A 15,346-nucleotide genomic window follows, 5' to 3' on the forward strand; every position below is an offset into this window, starting at 1 on the left:
ATTCGGGATCTGTTCACAGTGCGGCGTACCGCCTCAACGGTGCCGACCACTGCGAGGAGTCTTGAGGGTACGGTTCTCCTGGACCGCCCGGGCCTTCTCAGTGATGCTCTCGGTGAGGGTGTCCGACAACTCGGTGATGCGCTCGGCGTTGGCCACGATGCGCCGAGGGTCAGACATCCACATCCACGCAGCGGCGACCACCGGGAGGATCGCAGGCAGGTACCACCGGGACCGACCCCAGTGGGCCCACACCGAGGCGCTGAGGTCGGCGGGCGAGGGAGTGGGGAAGGTGAGGACGCCGATGAGCACCGCCATGGTGGCCAGTGCCCCCAGGCACATCCAGCCGATGTTGCGCATCCGGCGCCCGTTGTGGGCCACGCAGACGGCCAGCAGGATGTACAGGCCGCCCCCCAGGACGTTGAGGGACCACACCGCCGGATCCTCGTGGGGGCTTCTCAGCAGCGTCGTCAGGGAGGGGATGAGAACGCTGGCCCCGAAGACGGCGAAGACGCCGACCAGGATCCGCCCCCACCCGTATGCGGGACGGCGGGTGTCCTGAACCGGACGTACCGTTGAGCGCTCGTCCATGAGGGATGACCTTTCCACGTGATGACCTGCGGCACGCGCAGCGCCGACTCAACCTCCAACCAATGCCAGAACGTTACTATTCACAACGTGAGCACCATTAAGTTGACCAAATCCCTGAACGCACGCGCCTCGGCGGACGACGACCGCAAGGATACCGACCTCAGCAGTCAGGCCGAGGTCGACACGGTCGAGGAGACTGAGAGCTCCGAGGCCCCCCAAGCCAGGGACGGGGCCGGCTCAACAGGCACCAGGCAGGATCTGAAGCGGGACTCCGACAGCGACGAGGAGGACACCGAGACCCAGGAGGAGGACACCGACGGCGCCACCAGCACGGGCAGCGGCTCCGGGGAGTCAGCCGGAGTCGAGCCTGATGCTGCCTCCAGCGCCGAGGCCGACACCGACGTGCTCGTCCTGGCCGCGGCACCGGGCAGGGAGGGGGTCGAGGCGCCCGAGATCCTCCTGGAGGGCCTCGAGCCGCCCTCGAGCACCGCTTTGAAGGGCCTGGACATCGATGCTCTCGTGGCCCTGCTGCCGGCTCTGGGCTTCTCGGGAGCCCAGGACTCCGTGGTGCGCCTGCCCTCCTCGTCAGTGACCGCCCAGGGCTACCAGGGACCCTCGACGATCCTCGTGGTCGGCGTCGGAACAGGATGGGCCGACACCGATCCACTCGCCGTCACCACTGACGACGAGGCCGCACTGGGCTACGACCAGACCGGCCTCCTGCGCCGGGCCGCCGGATGCGCCACCCGAGCACTGGCCGGGACCGATTCCGCCGCCCTGGCACTGCCCACGCTCTCCGAGGAGCAGGTAGCCGCCGTCGCGCACGGAGCCGCCCTGGGCGCCTACTCCTGGAGCGCGACGAAGAACGAGGACCGCCCCGGACAGGAGACGATCTCGAAGAAGAACTCCCCGCTCAAGAGCATCTCCATCGTCTCTCCCCTGGCCGACACCCCCGAGGGGCAGGAGGCGCTGACAGGAGCCCTGGTCCTGGCCCAGGCCACGGCGCTGACCCGGGATCTGGTCAATGAGCCGCCGAATCGGCTGACTCCCGAGGTCTTCGCCGAGAGGGCTCGCGCAGCTGGGCAGGAGGCCGGCATCAGAGTTGAGATCTGGGACGCCCCGGCACTGGTCGAGCAGGGCTTCGGAGGGATCCTCGGCGTGGCTCAGGGCTCGGTGCACCCGGCACGCCTGGTCCGTCTGGAGTGGTCGCCGGTGCGTGCCGCCGAGGTTGCCGGCGAACAGATGAGCTCGCAGACCGAAGGCGATGGGGCGGCGGGCCACCCCAAGCACGTCGCTCTCATCGGCAAGGGCATTACCTTCGACTCCGGTGGTCTGTCCCTCAAGCCCGCCTCGTCCATGCCGGAGATGAAGTCCGACATGGCGGGAGCCGCCACCGTACTGGGCGCCATCGTCACGGCCGCGCGCCTGGCACTGCCCATCCGCGTCACCGCATGGCTGGCGCTGGCCGAGAACATGCCGGGGGCCGACGCTCAGCGCCCCAGCGACGTCATCACGATGTTCGACGGCACCACCGTGGAGGTGACCAACACCGACGCCGAGGGGCGCCTGGTCATGGCCGATGCCCTCGCCCGGGCCGTCAGGGAGGAGCCCGATGCCGTCCTGGACGTGGCCACCCTGACCGGGGCGCAGATCGTGGCACTGGGCGACCACGTGGCCGCCGTCATGGGGACGCCGGACCTTCGCGAGGAGGTCGTCGCCGCGGCGCAGCGGGCCGGAGAGTCCTTCTGGCCGATGCCACTGCCCGCGCATCTGCGCGCCACCCTGGACTCGCCCTTCGCCGACCTGCGCAACACCAAGGTCGGCTCGCGCGCCGGCGGGATGCTCTCGGCCGGGCTGTTCCTGCGCGAGTTCGTCGGGCGCCGACCGTGGGCGCACCTCGACATCGCAGGCCCCGCCTACAACGACTCCTCGCCCTGGGGGCTGACTCCGACCGGCGGGACGGGCATGGGGGTCTCCACCCTGGTGGAGCTGCTCCGTTCGCTGTCCGCCGAGGTCAGCATCCTCTCCTGAGTCGTCGTCCGCCGGCAACGAGTCGACGGCGCCCGTGCCGGGGTCTGCGTGAGCGGTCCCCGGCACGCCTCGTGACCGGCTCCGCCCGTGGGCGGTGATGCGTATCACCCAGTTTTCGGGACTCTGGTCCCTAAACAGCAACCCCCCTGGCTCCTGCGTGCCCTCTTCAGGTGGAACAATGGCCCCGTGCCGAGCCGCCCCGCGTGGGCGACGTGACCAACCAACAAGGAGTGAGTTCGTGACAGAGACCGTCTACGACGTGGTCATTCTGGGCGCGGGATCAGGGGGCTACGCCGCCGCCCTGCGCGGCGCCCAACTGGGCCTCAAGGTCGCCCTCATCGAGGCGGACAAGCTGGGGGGTACCTGCCTGCATCGCGGCTGCGTACCCACCAAGGCCCTGCTGCACGCCGCCGAGACCGCCGATGCCGTGCGCGAGGCCGCCGCGGTGGGCATCAAGGCCGCCTTCGAGGGCGTGGACATGCCTGGCGTCCAGAAGTACAAGAACAGCATCGTCTCGCGGATGCACAAGGGCCTTGAGGGCCTGGTGTCCTCGCGGGGCATCGACCTGATCCAGGGGTGGGGACGCCTGGTGGCAGCCGACGCCGTCGAGGTTGACGGCCGTCGCATCACCGGCCGCAACGTGGTCCTTGCCTCCGGCTCCTACTCGAAGACCATCGGACAGGAGATCTCCGGAGGTGTCATCACCTCCGAGGAGGCACTGGAGATGGACCACGTCCCCGCCTCGGCAGTGATCCTGGGCGGCGGCGTCATCGGGGTCGAGTTCGCCTCGGCCTGGGCGTCCATGGGCAGCCAGGTCACCATCATCGAGGGGCTGCCCCACCTGGTGCCCAATGAGGACGAGGCGATCTCCAAGCAGCTCGAGCGCGCCTTCCGCAAGCGCAAGATCGCCTTCCGCACCAACACGATGTTCGAGTCGGTGGAGCGCCACGACGACGGGGTGACGGTGCGCACACAGGACGGCAAGACCCACGAGGCCGAGGTCCTCCTCATCGCCGTGGGTCGCGGACCGGCGACCGCCAACCTCGGCTACGAGGAGGTCGGGGTCGCCATGGACCGCGGCTTCGTCCTGGCCGACGAGTACGGCCGCACCAACGTCCCCGGCGTGTGGGCCGTAGGAGACATCGTTCCCGGCGTCCAGCTCGCCCACCGCGGCTTCGCCCAGGGCATCGTCGTGGCGGAGAAGATCGCGGGCCTGGACCCCACCCCGGTCGACGACGTCCTGGTTCCCAAGGTGACCTTCTGCGAGCCCGAGATCGCCTCGGTGGGGCTGTCGGAGGCCAAGGCCGCCGAGATCCATGGCAAGGACAACATCACCTCCGCCGAGTTCAACGTGGCCGGCAACGCCAAGAGCCAGATTCTGGGGACCCAGGGCTTCGTCAAGCTCGTCTCCCTCAAGGACGGCCCCATCCTGGGCTTCCACGCCGTCGGCGCCCGTATGGGCGAGCAGGTGGGTGAGGGCCAGCTCATGGTGTCCTGGGAGGCCGACGCCGACGACGTCGCCGCTCTGGTCCACGCCCACCCCACCCAGAACGAGACCCTCGGCGAGGCCGCCATGGCCCTCGCCGGCAAGCCGCTGCACAACCACGGCTGATCCAGCTAGACGAGAGTAAGGAAGACAGCAATGTCAGAGTCCGTGAAGATGCCCGCTCTGGGTGAGTCCGTCACCGAGGGGACGGTCTCCTCCTGGCTCAAGGCCGTGGGAGACACCGTCGAGGCCGACGAGCCCCTGCTGGAGGTCGCCACCGACAAGGTGGACACCGAGGTCCCCTCCCCCGCATCCGGCGTCCTGCTGGAGATCCGCGTCCCCGAGGACGAGACCGTCGAGGTCGGCACCGTCCTGGCCATCATCGGCGACCCCTCCGAGGCGGGTTCCGCCCCAGCACCGGCAGCCCCCGCGCCCGAGGCCGCTCCCGAGCCCCCGGCTCCCGCACCGGCCCCGACTCCGGCCGCCGAGGCGCCAGCACCAGCCGCCCCGCAGGCCGGTGGCTCGGCCGAGGGCACTGAGGTGACGATGCCGGCTCTGGGTGAGTCCGTCACCGAGGGGACGGTCTCCTCCTGGCTCAAGGCCGTGGGAGACACCGTCGAGGCCGACGAGCCCCTGCTGGAGGTCGCCACCGACAAGGTGGACACCGAGGTCCCCTCCCCCGCATCCGGCGTCCTGCTGGAGATCCGCGTCCCCGAGGACGAGACCGTCGAGGTCGGCACCGTCCTGGCCATCATCGGCGACCCCTCCGAGGCGGGTTCCGCCCCAGCACCGGCAGCCCCCGCGCCCGAGGCCGCTCCCGAGCCCCCGGCTCCCGCACCGGCCCCGACTCCGGCCGCCGAGGCGCCAGCACCCGCCGCCCCCGCACCGGTGAGCTCTGGCGCCACGGGCTCCTACGTCACGCCGATCGTTCGCAAGCTCGCCAAGGACAAGGGTGTGGACCTGTCCACCGTCACCGGCACGGGCGTGGGCGGCCGCATCCGCAAGCAGGACGTGGAGGCTGCCGCCAAGGCCGCTGAGGAGGCCCGCGCGGCGGCAGCCGCCCCGGCTCCGGCTGCTGAGGCCTCGGCGCCCGCCGCCGCGGCCAAGCCGGCCTCGACCAGGCCCGAGGTGGACACGACCCTGCGCGGACGCACGGAGAAGATGAGCCGACTGCGTCAGGTCATCGCCGATCGTATGATCGACTCCCTGCAGACCTCCGCCCAGCTGACCACCGTTGTCGAGGTGGATGTGACTCGAGTGGCCGCGCTGCGGGCTCGCGCGAAGAACGACTTCCTGGCCAAGAACGGCACCAAGCTGACCTTCCTGCCCTTCTTCGTCCAGGCGGCCACGGAGGCTCTCAAGGCCCACCCGAAGATCAACGCCTCCATCGAGGGCAAGAACGTCACCTACCACGATGTCGAGCATGTCGGCATCGCAGTGGACACTCCGCGCGGCCTGCTCGTGCCGGTTGTCAAGAACGCCGGGGACCTCAACATCCCCGGGCTGGCCAAGCGCATCAACGACCTGGCCGCCCGCACCCGGGACAACAAGGTCAACCCCGATGAGCTCAGCGGCTCGACCTTCACGATCACCAACACCGGCAGCGGCGGTGCCCTGTTCGACACGCCGATCATCAACCAGCCGGAGGTGGCGATCCTGGGCCTGGGTGCCATTCAGCGCCAGCCCCGCGTCATCAAGGACGCCGACGGCGGCGAGGTCATCGCCATCCGCTCGGTGTGCTACCTGGCCCTGTCCTACGACCACCGACTGGTGGACGGCGCGGACGCGGCCCGCTACCTCATGACGGTCAAGAAGCGCCTCGAGGAGGGCGACTTCGGCGGCGAGCTGGGGCTGTGAGCCTGCGCTCGGCCCGCTAGGCCGTCAACGGGGCCCCGCACCATCACGGTGCGGGGCCCCGTTCGTCCTGGCAGAGGCATCAGGTCACACGATCGGGCAGGCGCAACCGCCCCGGTCCACTCCCGACCTCCCCGCTCGGACTCAGGAGCCCTCGTCCGCTGCCGGCCCGACGCCGGCGAAGGGGATCTCAACCAGACCGACGACGCGGCGAGCGAAGTCGGTGCGCTCCTCCATCGAGCCGAACTCGCCCGCCAACGGGCCGTCGAGCAGCAGTGAGGCCAGGCCGTGCACGCCGGACCAGATCAGGACCTCCGCCTCGAGATGAGCGTCGTCACCCATCACGGCCCTGGCCAGACGGGCCAGCTCATGGCGCGCACGCTCACCGGCCTGCGCGACCTCCGGGAAGCTCTCGGGATCACAGGCGTCGGGCCGGAACATCACCCGGAACACCCCGGGGTGACGTAGCGCGAACTCGACGTAGGCGTTTCCCGAGGCCGTCAGGATCGCGCGCAGATCCGCGCTCCCAAGCCCCTCGCGCGCCGAGGCGAGCATGTCCGTGAGCTCATCGAAGCCCTCGTGCACCAACGCCGCCAAGATGGCCTCGCGGTTGGCGAAGTAGTGGTAGGGCGCCTGGTGCGTGCAGCCGGCGCGACGCGCGACCTCCCGCATGCTCAGTGTGCTGGGACCGGATTCGTCGAGGAGCTGCCTACTGGTTCGCAATAGCTCGGAGCGCAGGTCGCGGCCACCGCGGCGCCCTGAGGAGCCTGTCGATTCAGATGCCATGGGAAGAGTCTAGAACTAGCCAACTAGACAGTGTCCAGTTGGCTGCTATGCTGACTTGACACTGTCTAGTCACGTAAGGGGTACACCATGTCCTACGACGTCATCGTGATCGGTTCGGGAATCGGAGGCCTGACGACTGCTGGTCTGCTGGCACGCGCAGCCGGCAAGCGAGTTCTTGTCCTGGAGCGGCACACGGAACCGGGCGGCCTGACTCATACCTTCCGGCGCGATGGCGCCTCCTGCAATGTGGGCGTGCACTACATCGGACAGGTCGCGCCCGGAAGCCAGGGCCGCACCTACTTCGACTATCTCTCCGGCGGCGAGCTGGAGTGGAACCGCATGCCGGACGCCTACGACAGGTTCGTCTACCCCGGTCTCGATCTGAGCGTCAGCAGCGACCCGGATCGCTACGAGCACGACCTGGTTACCGCCTTCCCTCAGGAGGCGAAAGCCATTCACCGTTACTTCAAGGATGTTCGCCGCACGACGGCGTGGGTGACCATGGGCTTCGCCCAGGGGATGGTTCCCCGTCCGATAGCACCACTTCTGAGAGCCGCCCAACGCCTGGGTGGACGGACGGCCACCAGTACGACGAAGGAGTACCTGGACGCCCACATCCGTTCCCCCGAGCTCAAGGCCGTCCTGGCCAGCCAGTGGGGGGACTACGGACTGCCGCCGTCACGCTCGGCCTTCGCCGCGCACGCGCTGATCGTCTCCCACTACCTCGAGGGCGGATGGTTTCCCCGCGGCGGCAGCGCTCGGATCGCCCGCACCTTCGAGAAGGGCATCGAGCGGGCCGGAGGCGCCGTCCGCGTCGCTCAGGAGGCGACGGAAATCCTTACCGAGAACGGGGCGGCCGTTGGGGTCCGAGTCATGGACCACCGCGGAGCGCAGGTACGGGAACGCATCTACCGTGCCCCTGTCATCGTCTCCGCCATTGGCGCCTCCAACACCTTCAACCGCCTCCTGCCTACATTCGGGGAGATCGGCCGGCTCACCGGGCCCGCACGCCGCACGCTGGGTCATCTGGGCACTGGCACATCAGCGGTCAGTGTGTTCCTGCGCCTGCGTGACGACCCACGCGGTATTGGCGTCGATGGCGGTAACGTCTGGGTCAACCGGGACCTCGATCACGAGCACACGCCCCAACACGGCGATGCGCTGCTCGAGGGTCGTCCTCACGACGTCTACGTCTCCTTCCCCTCCTTGAAGTCCGGCGAGTCCCCTCACACCGCCGAGCTCATCTCCTTCTGCGACGCGAAGGCCTTCCAGCAGTGGGCCGAGCACCCCAGAGGACGCCGAGGCCCCGAGTACTCCGCCCTGAAGGAGCGCATCGCCCACGGCCTGCTGGAGCTGGCTGAGAGCGCGGTTCCCGGGCTGACCGACCTCGTGGACTACGTGGAGACCTCCACCCCTCTGACCTACGAGCACTACACCGCTCACCCTGCTGGAGCCTTCTACGGGCTTCCGGCCACTCCGCTGAGGTACCGGTCCAGGCCCCTGGGGCCGCGCACAGCAGTTTCCGGCCTGTTCCTCTCCGGCCAGGACGCCGGCAGCGTCGGCATCATGGGAGCCATGATGGGCGGGGCGGCAGCCGCGTGCCAGGTCCTTGGGCCCCGCGGGTACCCCACCATCACCTCCGCCCTGCGCTCGGCTCCCGCAGCTTCCGACTCTCGCGCAGTACACGCACTGCCTGAGGGCAAGTACCGTGCCGTCCTGGTCTCCAAGCGCCGTGTGACTCCCAGCGTGTGGGAGGCGGTGCTGCAGCTGGACGGCATGATCGGCCCGTGGGCACCGGGACAGTTCGCGCGTCTGCACGTGGGTGACAACGCATGGCGCGACTACTCGATCGCAGGCCTGGAGGACAGTCGTCTTCGACTACTCATCTCCACGCGGACAGGTGGCCAAGGATCACAGTTCATCGAGAACGCGGACGAGGGCACACGCACTGAGGTGGAGCTGCCCCTGGGTGGATTCAGGCTCGCCGAGTCGGGTAGGCGCCGCCTATTCATCGCCACCGGCACTGGGATCGCCCCCATGCTGGCCATGTTCGCTCAGGCTCCTGGACTGGAGCACGACACGCTGATCTTCGGGTGCCGTCACCAGGAGGAGGACCTGACCACCAGGATCAGCTCACCCATGCCAGGGACCGTGGTGCGCTGCCTGAGCCGCGAGAAGGCGCCGGGAGCGTTCCACGGACGAGTCACCCAGGCAGTCACCGACCTCGCCCACGACCTTCGCCTCGACCCCGGCAGCACGGACGTCTACCTGTGCGGCTCGGCGGCGATGGTGACGGACACACGGCACGTGCTCGAGCGCGAGGGCTACACGTCAATCCTGACCGAGCCGTACTGAGCGCCGTGCGGTCCATGCCCACCCCGAGTCCACCCCGATCATTGGCCGCGCGTCACAGGCGGGCGGGCCTGCGGGTCACTTCACGGCTCGAATGTCGGCAACGCGCCACGGCGCCGGGACGACAACGAGCATGACCTGCCGGGGCTGGAGGGCCGGAACCGTCCGCGTTCCCTCAGGCCCCGAACGCGTTGAGGCACTTTGAGACAGCGTCACCTGCAGCGCTCTCGCGCTGGGCCACTGTGCTGCCGCGTCGTCAGGCAGCGTCACCTCAGCGACCTGGCTGACGGAGGTGTGCAGTTCCCCGACGCCTTCACCGGAGTCGAGCAGCTCGGTGAGAACCCGGGTGTCGGCCTCGGCCGCGGGCGACCCCGGTACCGTCGTGGCCGCCAGGGCTGTCGCATCGCCGGCCATGAGGGCCCGGTCTCGAGCCGCGGACAGTCCGACGACGACACTCGCCATGTCCGAGCCACCGCTCCCGCCAGGACCCGGTGTCGACGCCGTTGCGGCCGGACTTCCAGCAGCGACGGGAGATGGGCTTCCTGCGGGGAGGGTGGAGGCCACCGGTCGCGCCGGGCTCGATGGGCTCGTGGCCGCACCGAGCGCCCATGCGGGCCTGTACGACACCAGTGCTTTGGCCGGCCCCCAGGCAGCCAGGCAGACGGCCGCCAGCAGTGCCGCCGCAAGCCCCCAGGCGCGGGAACGTCTGCGCCCCGATCCTCCTCTTCTCCCCCACCGTATGGCCGCAGGCCCTCGCCCGGTGCTGCCGGCGCCGCCACGGTCTTTTCGGGGCTCGCGCTTCGTCGTCGGCCGGGCGCCCGCCCTGGCCTGAGGTCTGAGCCTGGAGCCGACCGTGCGAGTCGGGGTGCGGGCCGCTGCTCGCAGAGAGCCTGCAGCGAGGCGGGCGCCGTCGGGCAGCTCGATGGGTGAGGCGTTCCCCAGCTGAGGCGCTCGGGCGGTCAGGTCCCGGGCCGTGGGACGGTCGGCGGGGTCCTCGGCCAGAGCATCGGTCAGGAGCCCCGCCAGACGCCGGTGGACGGCGCCTCCCTGCCCCGAGCACTCGGTCAGCAGACGAGCAAGGGCGTAGACGTCGCAGGCCGCGGACGCCGGAGCACCGGCAAGGCGTTCCGGCGCGGCATACTCCTGCGTGCCCGTCTCCATGACGGAGCCCAGCAGGTCGACGAGGACCGGTTGCCCTTCCGTGGTCACCAGGACGTTGCCGGTCGATACGTCACCGTGGGCCGCACCGTGCTCATGCAGGTAGGCCAGTGCCGAGCCCAGAACGTCCAGGAGCGTGGCCAGGTAGGAGGCACTCAACCTTCCCCGTGCCCCCAGGACCACGTCGAGTCCCGCTCCTTCGACGAGGTCCATGATGACGCCCGCACGGTGCTCGGGCAGCGACACCACTTCCCGGACGGTCACCAGACCAGGGTGACGCAGCACGCGCAGATCGGCCAAGCGACGCAGGACGGAGGCTCCAGCGCGCCCCTGGGGCAGGTCGACGACCCGGATCACCACATGGTGCCCCTGCGCATCCAGTCCACGACGAGGAGCACTGGGAGCGGTGGAGCGCCCCATGACCTCGCCAATGGTGTAGCCCTGCTGCGAGAGGGCGCCGAGTGCCGAGTCGGGAATGCTCGGCTCGGCGTCGGATGTCGGAAGCGAGGGAGGGCGAACGGCGCCGGAGCGGCGAGGCCGACGTCGAGGCACGGGACGGCGCCGGGGCCGTTCGCGGCCGGAGGCACCACCTGGAGAGCGGTCGGCAGGGTGGGGGCACGTCGTCGGGCTCATGCATTCCATGGTCATCACGGCACCCCTGGATGACCAGCCCATTCGACCGGCCTGTGGATAACTCGGGCTCCGGTTCCGGTTGTGGTCGCGTAGACTGCGCCCGTGCTGCGTGAGGACATGGAGCTCGGTTCCCGACTCATCCCCTTCCATGAGGGCTGGCAGCGGCAGCGGGATCTCCATGCCGAGGTCGTGGAGGGACGGCGTCCCTCCACGCTTCTGCTCGTGGAGCACGAGGCGGTCTACACCGTCGGCAGGAGGGCCCACTCCTGGGAGCGGCCCAGCACTGACGTCGTCGAGCCGGGGCACGTACCGGTGGTCGACGTGGACCGCGGCGGCAAGACCACCTGGCACGGGCCGGGCCAGCTGACCGTCTACCCGATCCTGCGCCTGACCCAGCCGATTGACGTCATCCGTTATGTGCGGGCGCTGGAAGCCGCCGTGATCGAGCTGTGCGGCCTCTACGGTCTGGAGACGATCCGCGTCGAGGGGCGCTCCGGGGTCTGGCTGCCCGCCGAGCCTGAGACGGTGGAAAGGGTCGGTCGGCTCCCGCGCCCCGAGCGCAAGATCTGCGCCCTGGGGGTGAGGGTCGCCCGCGGCGTGACCATGCACGGGATCGGTCTGAATGTCGACCCCGATCTGGAGGCCTTCTCCCTGGAACGCATCATTCCCTGTGGAATCGACGACGCCGGCGTGACCTCACTGGGAGCGGAGACCGGCCGGCACCTGTCGACCGGCGCCCCCGCGAACGCTCTGGTCTCGGCCCTGGAGAACCAACTGACCCCCTTGGTGGCGGACACCACGTGACAACGGACGTCACCCCTAGGTCGGAGGTCCTATAAGCCTCAGGAGAGTACTAGACTCCCTGTAGAACCGTCGTCGGCGAGGAGAGGTAGACGTGAGCACCACCGTGGCCCCTGAGGGACGCAAGCTCCTGCGGGTCGAGGCGCACAACGCCCAGACACCCATTGAGTCCAAGCCCGACTGGCTGCGCACCCGCGCCGTCGTCTCAGACACCTACCAGGAGGTCCGCGGCCTGGTGAGGGAGAAGAGCCTGCACACGGTGTGCGCCGAGGCGAACTGCCCCAACATCTACGAGTGCTGGAACGACCGTGAGGCCACCTTCCTGGTGGGCGGCGAGATGTGCACCCGGCGCTGCGACTTCTGCGACATCGCCACCGGCCGCCCCACCGAGTACGACGTCGATGAGCCCAGGCGCGTGGCGGTCTCGATCAAGGAGATGGAGCTGCGCTACGCCACCGTCACCGGGGTGGCCCGTGACGACCGCCCCGACGGCGGCGCCTGGCTCTACGCCGAGACCGCCCGTCAGGTGCACGAGCTCTCGCCGGGTACCGGGGTCGAGCTGCTCATCCCCGATTTCCGAGGCAACCCGGAGGCCCTGGAGGACGTCTTCTCCTCGCGCCCCGAGGTTCTCGGCCACAACCTGGAGACGGTCCCACGCATCTTCAAGCGGATCCGACCGGCCTTCTCCTACCAGGGCAGCCTCGACGTCATCACGGCCGCTGCGGAGGCGGGCCTGGTCACCAAGTCCAACCTCATCCTGGGCATGGGCGAGACCCGCGACGAGATCGAGGCGGCCATGGCCGCCCTGGTGGAGGCGCGCTGCGACATCCTCACCATCACGCAGTACCTGCGCCCCTCCAAGCTTCACCACCCCGTTGACCGCTGGGTCAAGCCCCAGGAGTTCGTCGACCTGAGTCGTCTGGCCGAAGAGATCGGATTCGCCGCCGTGATGAGCGGGCCCATGGTGCGCTCATCCTACCGTGCCGGGATGCTGTGGGGACGGGCCATGGTCAAGCGCGGCCGTCCCATCCCCGAGCACCTGTCGCAGCTCGCCGAACCGGCCACCGCCCGTCAGGAGGCATCGGCCCTGCTGGGAACCCACCCCCACCTCGCCGCCGCCTGCTGAGGGCGAAACGCCGAGTCCCACACAGCGGGATTCTTGATGCGCACCGGCCGGCAACGCTGACGGCGAGACCGTGTGTGCAGGCCACCGACGTCGTCTATTGTGTGCCCGTGAGTAGTGCCCAGTCCCCCCAGCCGAAGAAGAAGCGCCGGCTGGCTCAGTACCTTCAGAACATCAAGGACTCCTACACGATCTCGCGGCGCAGCTATCCGTGGATCGGGTGGGCGATGCTGGCGGCAACCATCGCCTGCGTCGCAGCGGGCCTGGCAATATCGTTCGCCAGCGGAATGTCTCTGTGGTACTGGCTGTTCCTGGGCATCCTCATGGCGCTGATGGTCGACATGATCATCCTGTCTGTCGCCGTGCGTCGCGCCTCCTACTCCCAGATCGAGGGAATGCCGGGAGCGGCGAAGGCCGTTCTGGACCAGATCGGCCGGGGCTGGTACGTCGAGTCCGAGCCTGTGGCCTTCACCAAGGACCAGGACCTCGTGTGGCGGCTGGTGGGACGCCCCGGGGTCGTTCTCATCGCCGAGGGACCAAGCACCCGTACCAGGCGCATGCTGGCCGAGGAGGAGCGCAAGGTCCATCGGCTGCTGTCGACCGTTCCCATCCACACCCTCCAGGTGGGCACTGACGCCGGACAGGTGCGTCTGACCGACCTGTCCAAGACGCTGCGCCGGCTTCCGACCAAGCCCACGTCACTGACTGACAGCGAGATCACGCAGGTCTCCAAGCGCCTGACCTCGATGGCGGGCAGGAACCTGCCGATTCCCAAGCACATTGATCCGAATCGAGTCCGTCCCGACCGCCGTGCGATGCGCGGCCGCTGAAACACCTTCCGGGTCACCTCTACCTTCCATCACTCAGCGCCTACCGCCTCAAAGGGACGGAGAATAACGGGCGAAACACTCAGGCAACACTGGCGCCATTCCTTTGTCACGGTAGCGTCAATATAGTGACCGATGTCAGCCGCAGTGCATACGTGTGGAGTATGTGCGCCATTCCCACCTGGAGGAGATATGTTCAAGGACGCGTCCGAGGCACTGACGTTCATCGAGAAGGAGAACGTCGCACTGGTCGATGTGCGGTTCTGCGACCTGCCCGGCGTCATGCAGCACTTCACTATTCCTGTGGCCGCCTTCAAGGATGAGGCCCTCACCGACGGTCTCATGTTCGACGGCTCATCAATCCGAGGCTTCACCGCGATCCACGAGTCGGACATGAAGCTGGTTCCAGATGTGACCACCGCCTTCCTGGACCCGTTCCGCGAGGAGAAGACCCTGGTCGTCAACTTCTCGATCGTTGACCCCTTCACGGACGAGGTCTATTCGCGCGACCCTCGCTCGATCGCCGCCAAGGCGGAGGACTACCTGCGCTCCACCGGAATCGCCGACACCTGCTATATCGGAGCGGAGGCCGAGTTCTACCTCTTCGACTCAGTGCGCTACGAGTCCTCGCCTGCCGAGTCCTTCTACGCCATCGACTCCTCTGAGGCGGCCTGGAACACAGGCCGTGAGGAGGAGGGCGGCAACAAGGGATACAAGACCGCTTTCAAGGGCGGTTACTTCCCCGTCTCACCCAACGACCAGATGGCCGATATCCGCGACCGCATGGTCCGCACCTGCCTCGCCTCCGGCCTGGAGATCGAACGGGCGCATCACGAGGTCGGCACTGCCGGACAGCAGGAGATCAACTATCGCTTCAGCTCTCTGCTCGCAGCGGGTGATGACATGATGAAGTTCAAGTACATCATCAAGAACGAGGCCTGGCGAAATGGTAAGACGGCCACATTCATGCCCAAGCCGATCTTCGGCGACAACGGCTCGGGCATGCACACCCACCACTCGCTGTGGAAGGACGGCAAACCGCTGTTCTTCGATGAGCGGGGCTACGGCCAGCTCTCGGACCTCGCCCGCTGGTACATCGGCGGGATCCTGGCTCACGCCCCGGCGCTGCTGGCCTTCACCAACCCGTCGGTGAACTCCTTCCACCGCCTGGTCCCCGGTTTTGAGGCGCCGGTCAACCTGGTCTACTCGGCCCGTAACCGCTCGGCCTGCATTCGCATCCCGGTCACGGGCTCCTCCCCCAAGGCCAAGCGGGTGGAGTACCGGGTGCCGGACCCCTCCTCCAACCCCTACCTGTGCTTCGCCGCCGTCCTCATGGCGGGCATCGACGGTATCCGCAACCGTATCGAGCCCCGTGAGCCCATCGACAAGGACCTCTACGAGCTCGCTCCCGAGGAGTACTTCGACATCGACAAGCTCCCCGACAGCCTGGACCAGGCCCTGGAGGCGCTGGAGGATGATCACGACTTCCTCACCGAGGGGGACGTCTTCACCCCTGATCTCATTGAGACCTGGATCGAGTACAAGCGCGCCAACGAGATCGAGCCGCTGCGACTGCGCCCCCATCCCTACGAGTTCCAGCTCTACTACGACCTGTGAGCCGTTGACTCGGTTCAGACGGCGGCCCTGAGCCTTCTACGCACGAGGCTCAGGGCCGCCGTCGTGCTGTACGCCACCTTCCATGCTTGC

11 protein-coding genes are annotated in these 15,346 nt (G+C 68.4%); 8 read left to right on the plus strand and 3 right to left on the minus strand.

Going from position 1 to position 15,346, the window contains the following annotated elements; all coding sequences use genetic code 11:
• Positions 1 to 33: 33 nt before the first annotated feature.
• Complete coding sequence (locus FBF36_RS07420; RefSeq protein WP_009398153.1) at positions 34 to 588, minus strand: hypothetical protein; 555 nt, start codon at positions 586 to 588, stop codon at positions 34 to 36.
• Positions 589 to 609: 21 nt separating this feature from the next.
• On the opposite strand from FBF36_RS07420, the gene FBF36_RS07425 reads away from it, so the two are divergent.
• The 3 genes from FBF36_RS07425 to sucB all read left to right on the plus strand — a co-directional run bounded on the left by FBF36_RS07425 (position 610) and on the right by sucB (position 5,962).
• The gene (locus FBF36_RS07425; RefSeq protein WP_009398154.1) at positions 610 to 2,619 is read left to right on the plus strand and encodes a leucyl aminopeptidase; all 2,010 of its coding nucleotides are present in this window, start codon (positions 610 to 612) and stop codon (positions 2,617 to 2,619) included.
• Between the two features lie 238 nt (positions 2,620 to 2,857).
• Positions 2,858 to 4,231 carry a dihydrolipoyl dehydrogenase gene (gene lpdA / locus FBF36_RS07430; protein WP_009398156.1) on the plus strand — a complete coding sequence of 458 codons (1,374 nt, stop codon included), beginning with the start codon at positions 2,858 to 2,860 and terminating at the stop codon, positions 4,229 to 4,231.
• Between the two features lie 30 nt (positions 4,232 to 4,261).
• Positions 4,262 to 5,962 carry a 2-oxoglutarate dehydrogenase, E2 component, dihydrolipoamide succinyltransferase gene (sucB, locus tag FBF36_RS07435; RefSeq protein ID WP_138137339.1) on the plus strand — a complete coding sequence of 567 codons (1,701 nt, stop codon included), beginning with the start codon at positions 4,262 to 4,264 and terminating at the stop codon, positions 5,960 to 5,962.
• 141 nt (positions 5,963 to 6,103) lie between these two features.
• On the opposite strand, the gene FBF36_RS07440 is transcribed toward sucB, so the two are convergent.
• Positions 6,104 to 6,745, minus strand: a complete 642-nt coding sequence (locus FBF36_RS07440; RefSeq protein WP_034492885.1) for a TetR/AcrR family transcriptional regulator — start codon at positions 6,743 to 6,745, stop codon at positions 6,104 to 6,106.
• An 87-nt stretch (positions 6,746 to 6,832) separates the two neighbouring features.
• Between FBF36_RS07440 and FBF36_RS07445 the strand changes: the two genes are divergently transcribed.
• Entirely contained in the window at positions 6,833 to 9,100 is a 2,268-nt protein-coding gene (locus FBF36_RS07445) for an FAD-dependent oxidoreductase (protein ID WP_009397329.1), read from the plus strand.
• Positions 9,101 to 9,175: 75 nt separating this feature from the next.
• On the opposite strand, the gene FBF36_RS07450 is transcribed toward FBF36_RS07445, so the two are convergent.
• Complete coding sequence (locus FBF36_RS07450; protein ID WP_225792315.1) at positions 9,176 to 10,888, minus strand: serine/threonine-protein kinase; 1,713 nt, start codon at positions 10,886 to 10,888, stop codon at positions 9,176 to 9,178.
• Between the two features lie 102 nt (positions 10,889 to 10,990).
• Here FBF36_RS07450 and lipB point away from each other — a divergent pair, with 102 nt between their 5' ends.
• The 4 genes from lipB to glnA all read left to right on the plus strand — a co-directional run bounded on the left by lipB (position 10,991) and on the right by glnA (position 15,256).
• Complete coding sequence (gene lipB / locus FBF36_RS07455) at positions 10,991 to 11,692, plus strand: lipoyl(octanoyl) transferase LipB (protein ID WP_075376358.1); 702 nt, start codon at positions 10,991 to 10,993, stop codon at positions 11,690 to 11,692.
• A gap of 91 nt (positions 11,693 to 11,783) precedes the next feature.
• Positions 11,784 to 12,815, plus strand: coding sequence for a lipoyl synthase (locus FBF36_RS07460; RefSeq protein WP_009397338.1), 1,032 nt, complete (start codon positions 11,784 to 11,786; stop codon positions 12,813 to 12,815).
• Between the two features lie 107 nt (positions 12,816 to 12,922).
• Positions 12,923 to 13,642 (plus strand): DUF4191 domain-containing protein, encoded by a 720-nt coding sequence (locus tag FBF36_RS07465; RefSeq protein ID WP_075376359.1) that lies wholly within the window; start codon positions 12,923 to 12,925, stop codon positions 13,640 to 13,642.
• Positions 13,643 to 13,831: 189 nt separating this feature from the next.
• Complete coding sequence (glnA, locus tag FBF36_RS07470; RefSeq protein ID WP_009397340.1) at positions 13,832 to 15,256, plus strand: type I glutamate--ammonia ligase; 1,425 nt, start codon at positions 13,832 to 13,834, stop codon at positions 15,254 to 15,256.
• Positions 15,257 to 15,346: the final 90 nt, after the last annotated feature.

Source organism: Actinomyces sp. oral taxon 171 str. F0337 (genome assembly GCF_005696555.1).
Lineage (GTDB): Bacteria > Actinomycetota > Actinomycetes > Actinomycetales > Actinomycetaceae > Actinomyces > Actinomyces oris_E.

Excerpts from the sequence above, each read along its gene's own strand:
- FBF36_RS07440 (WP_034492885.1), bottom strand. The coding sequence starts at position 6,745 with ATGGCATCTGAATCGACAGGCTCCTCAGGGCGCCGCGGTGGCCGCGAC.
- FBF36_RS07450 (WP_225792315.1), bottom strand. The coding sequence starts at position 10,888 with ATGAGCCCGACGACGTGCCCCCACCCTGCCGACCGCTCTCCAGGTGGT.
- FBF36_RS07420 (WP_009398153.1), bottom strand. The coding sequence starts at position 588 with ATGGACGAGCGCTCAACGGTACGTCCGGTTCAGGACACCCGCCGTCCC.
- FBF36_RS07445 (WP_009397329.1), top strand. The coding sequence starts at position 6,833 with ATGTCCTACGACGTCATCGTGATCGGTTCGGGAATCGGAGGCCTGACG.
- sucB (WP_138137339.1), top strand. The coding sequence starts at position 4,262 with ATGTCAGAGTCCGTGAAGATGCCCGCTCTGGGTGAGTCCGTCACCGAG.
- glnA (WP_009397340.1), top strand. The coding sequence starts at position 13,832 with ATGTTCAAGGACGCGTCCGAGGCACTGACGTTCATCGAGAAGGAGAAC.
- FBF36_RS07425 (WP_009398154.1), top strand. The coding sequence starts at position 610 with ATGACCTGCGGCACGCGCAGCGCCGACTCAACCTCCAACCAATGCCAG.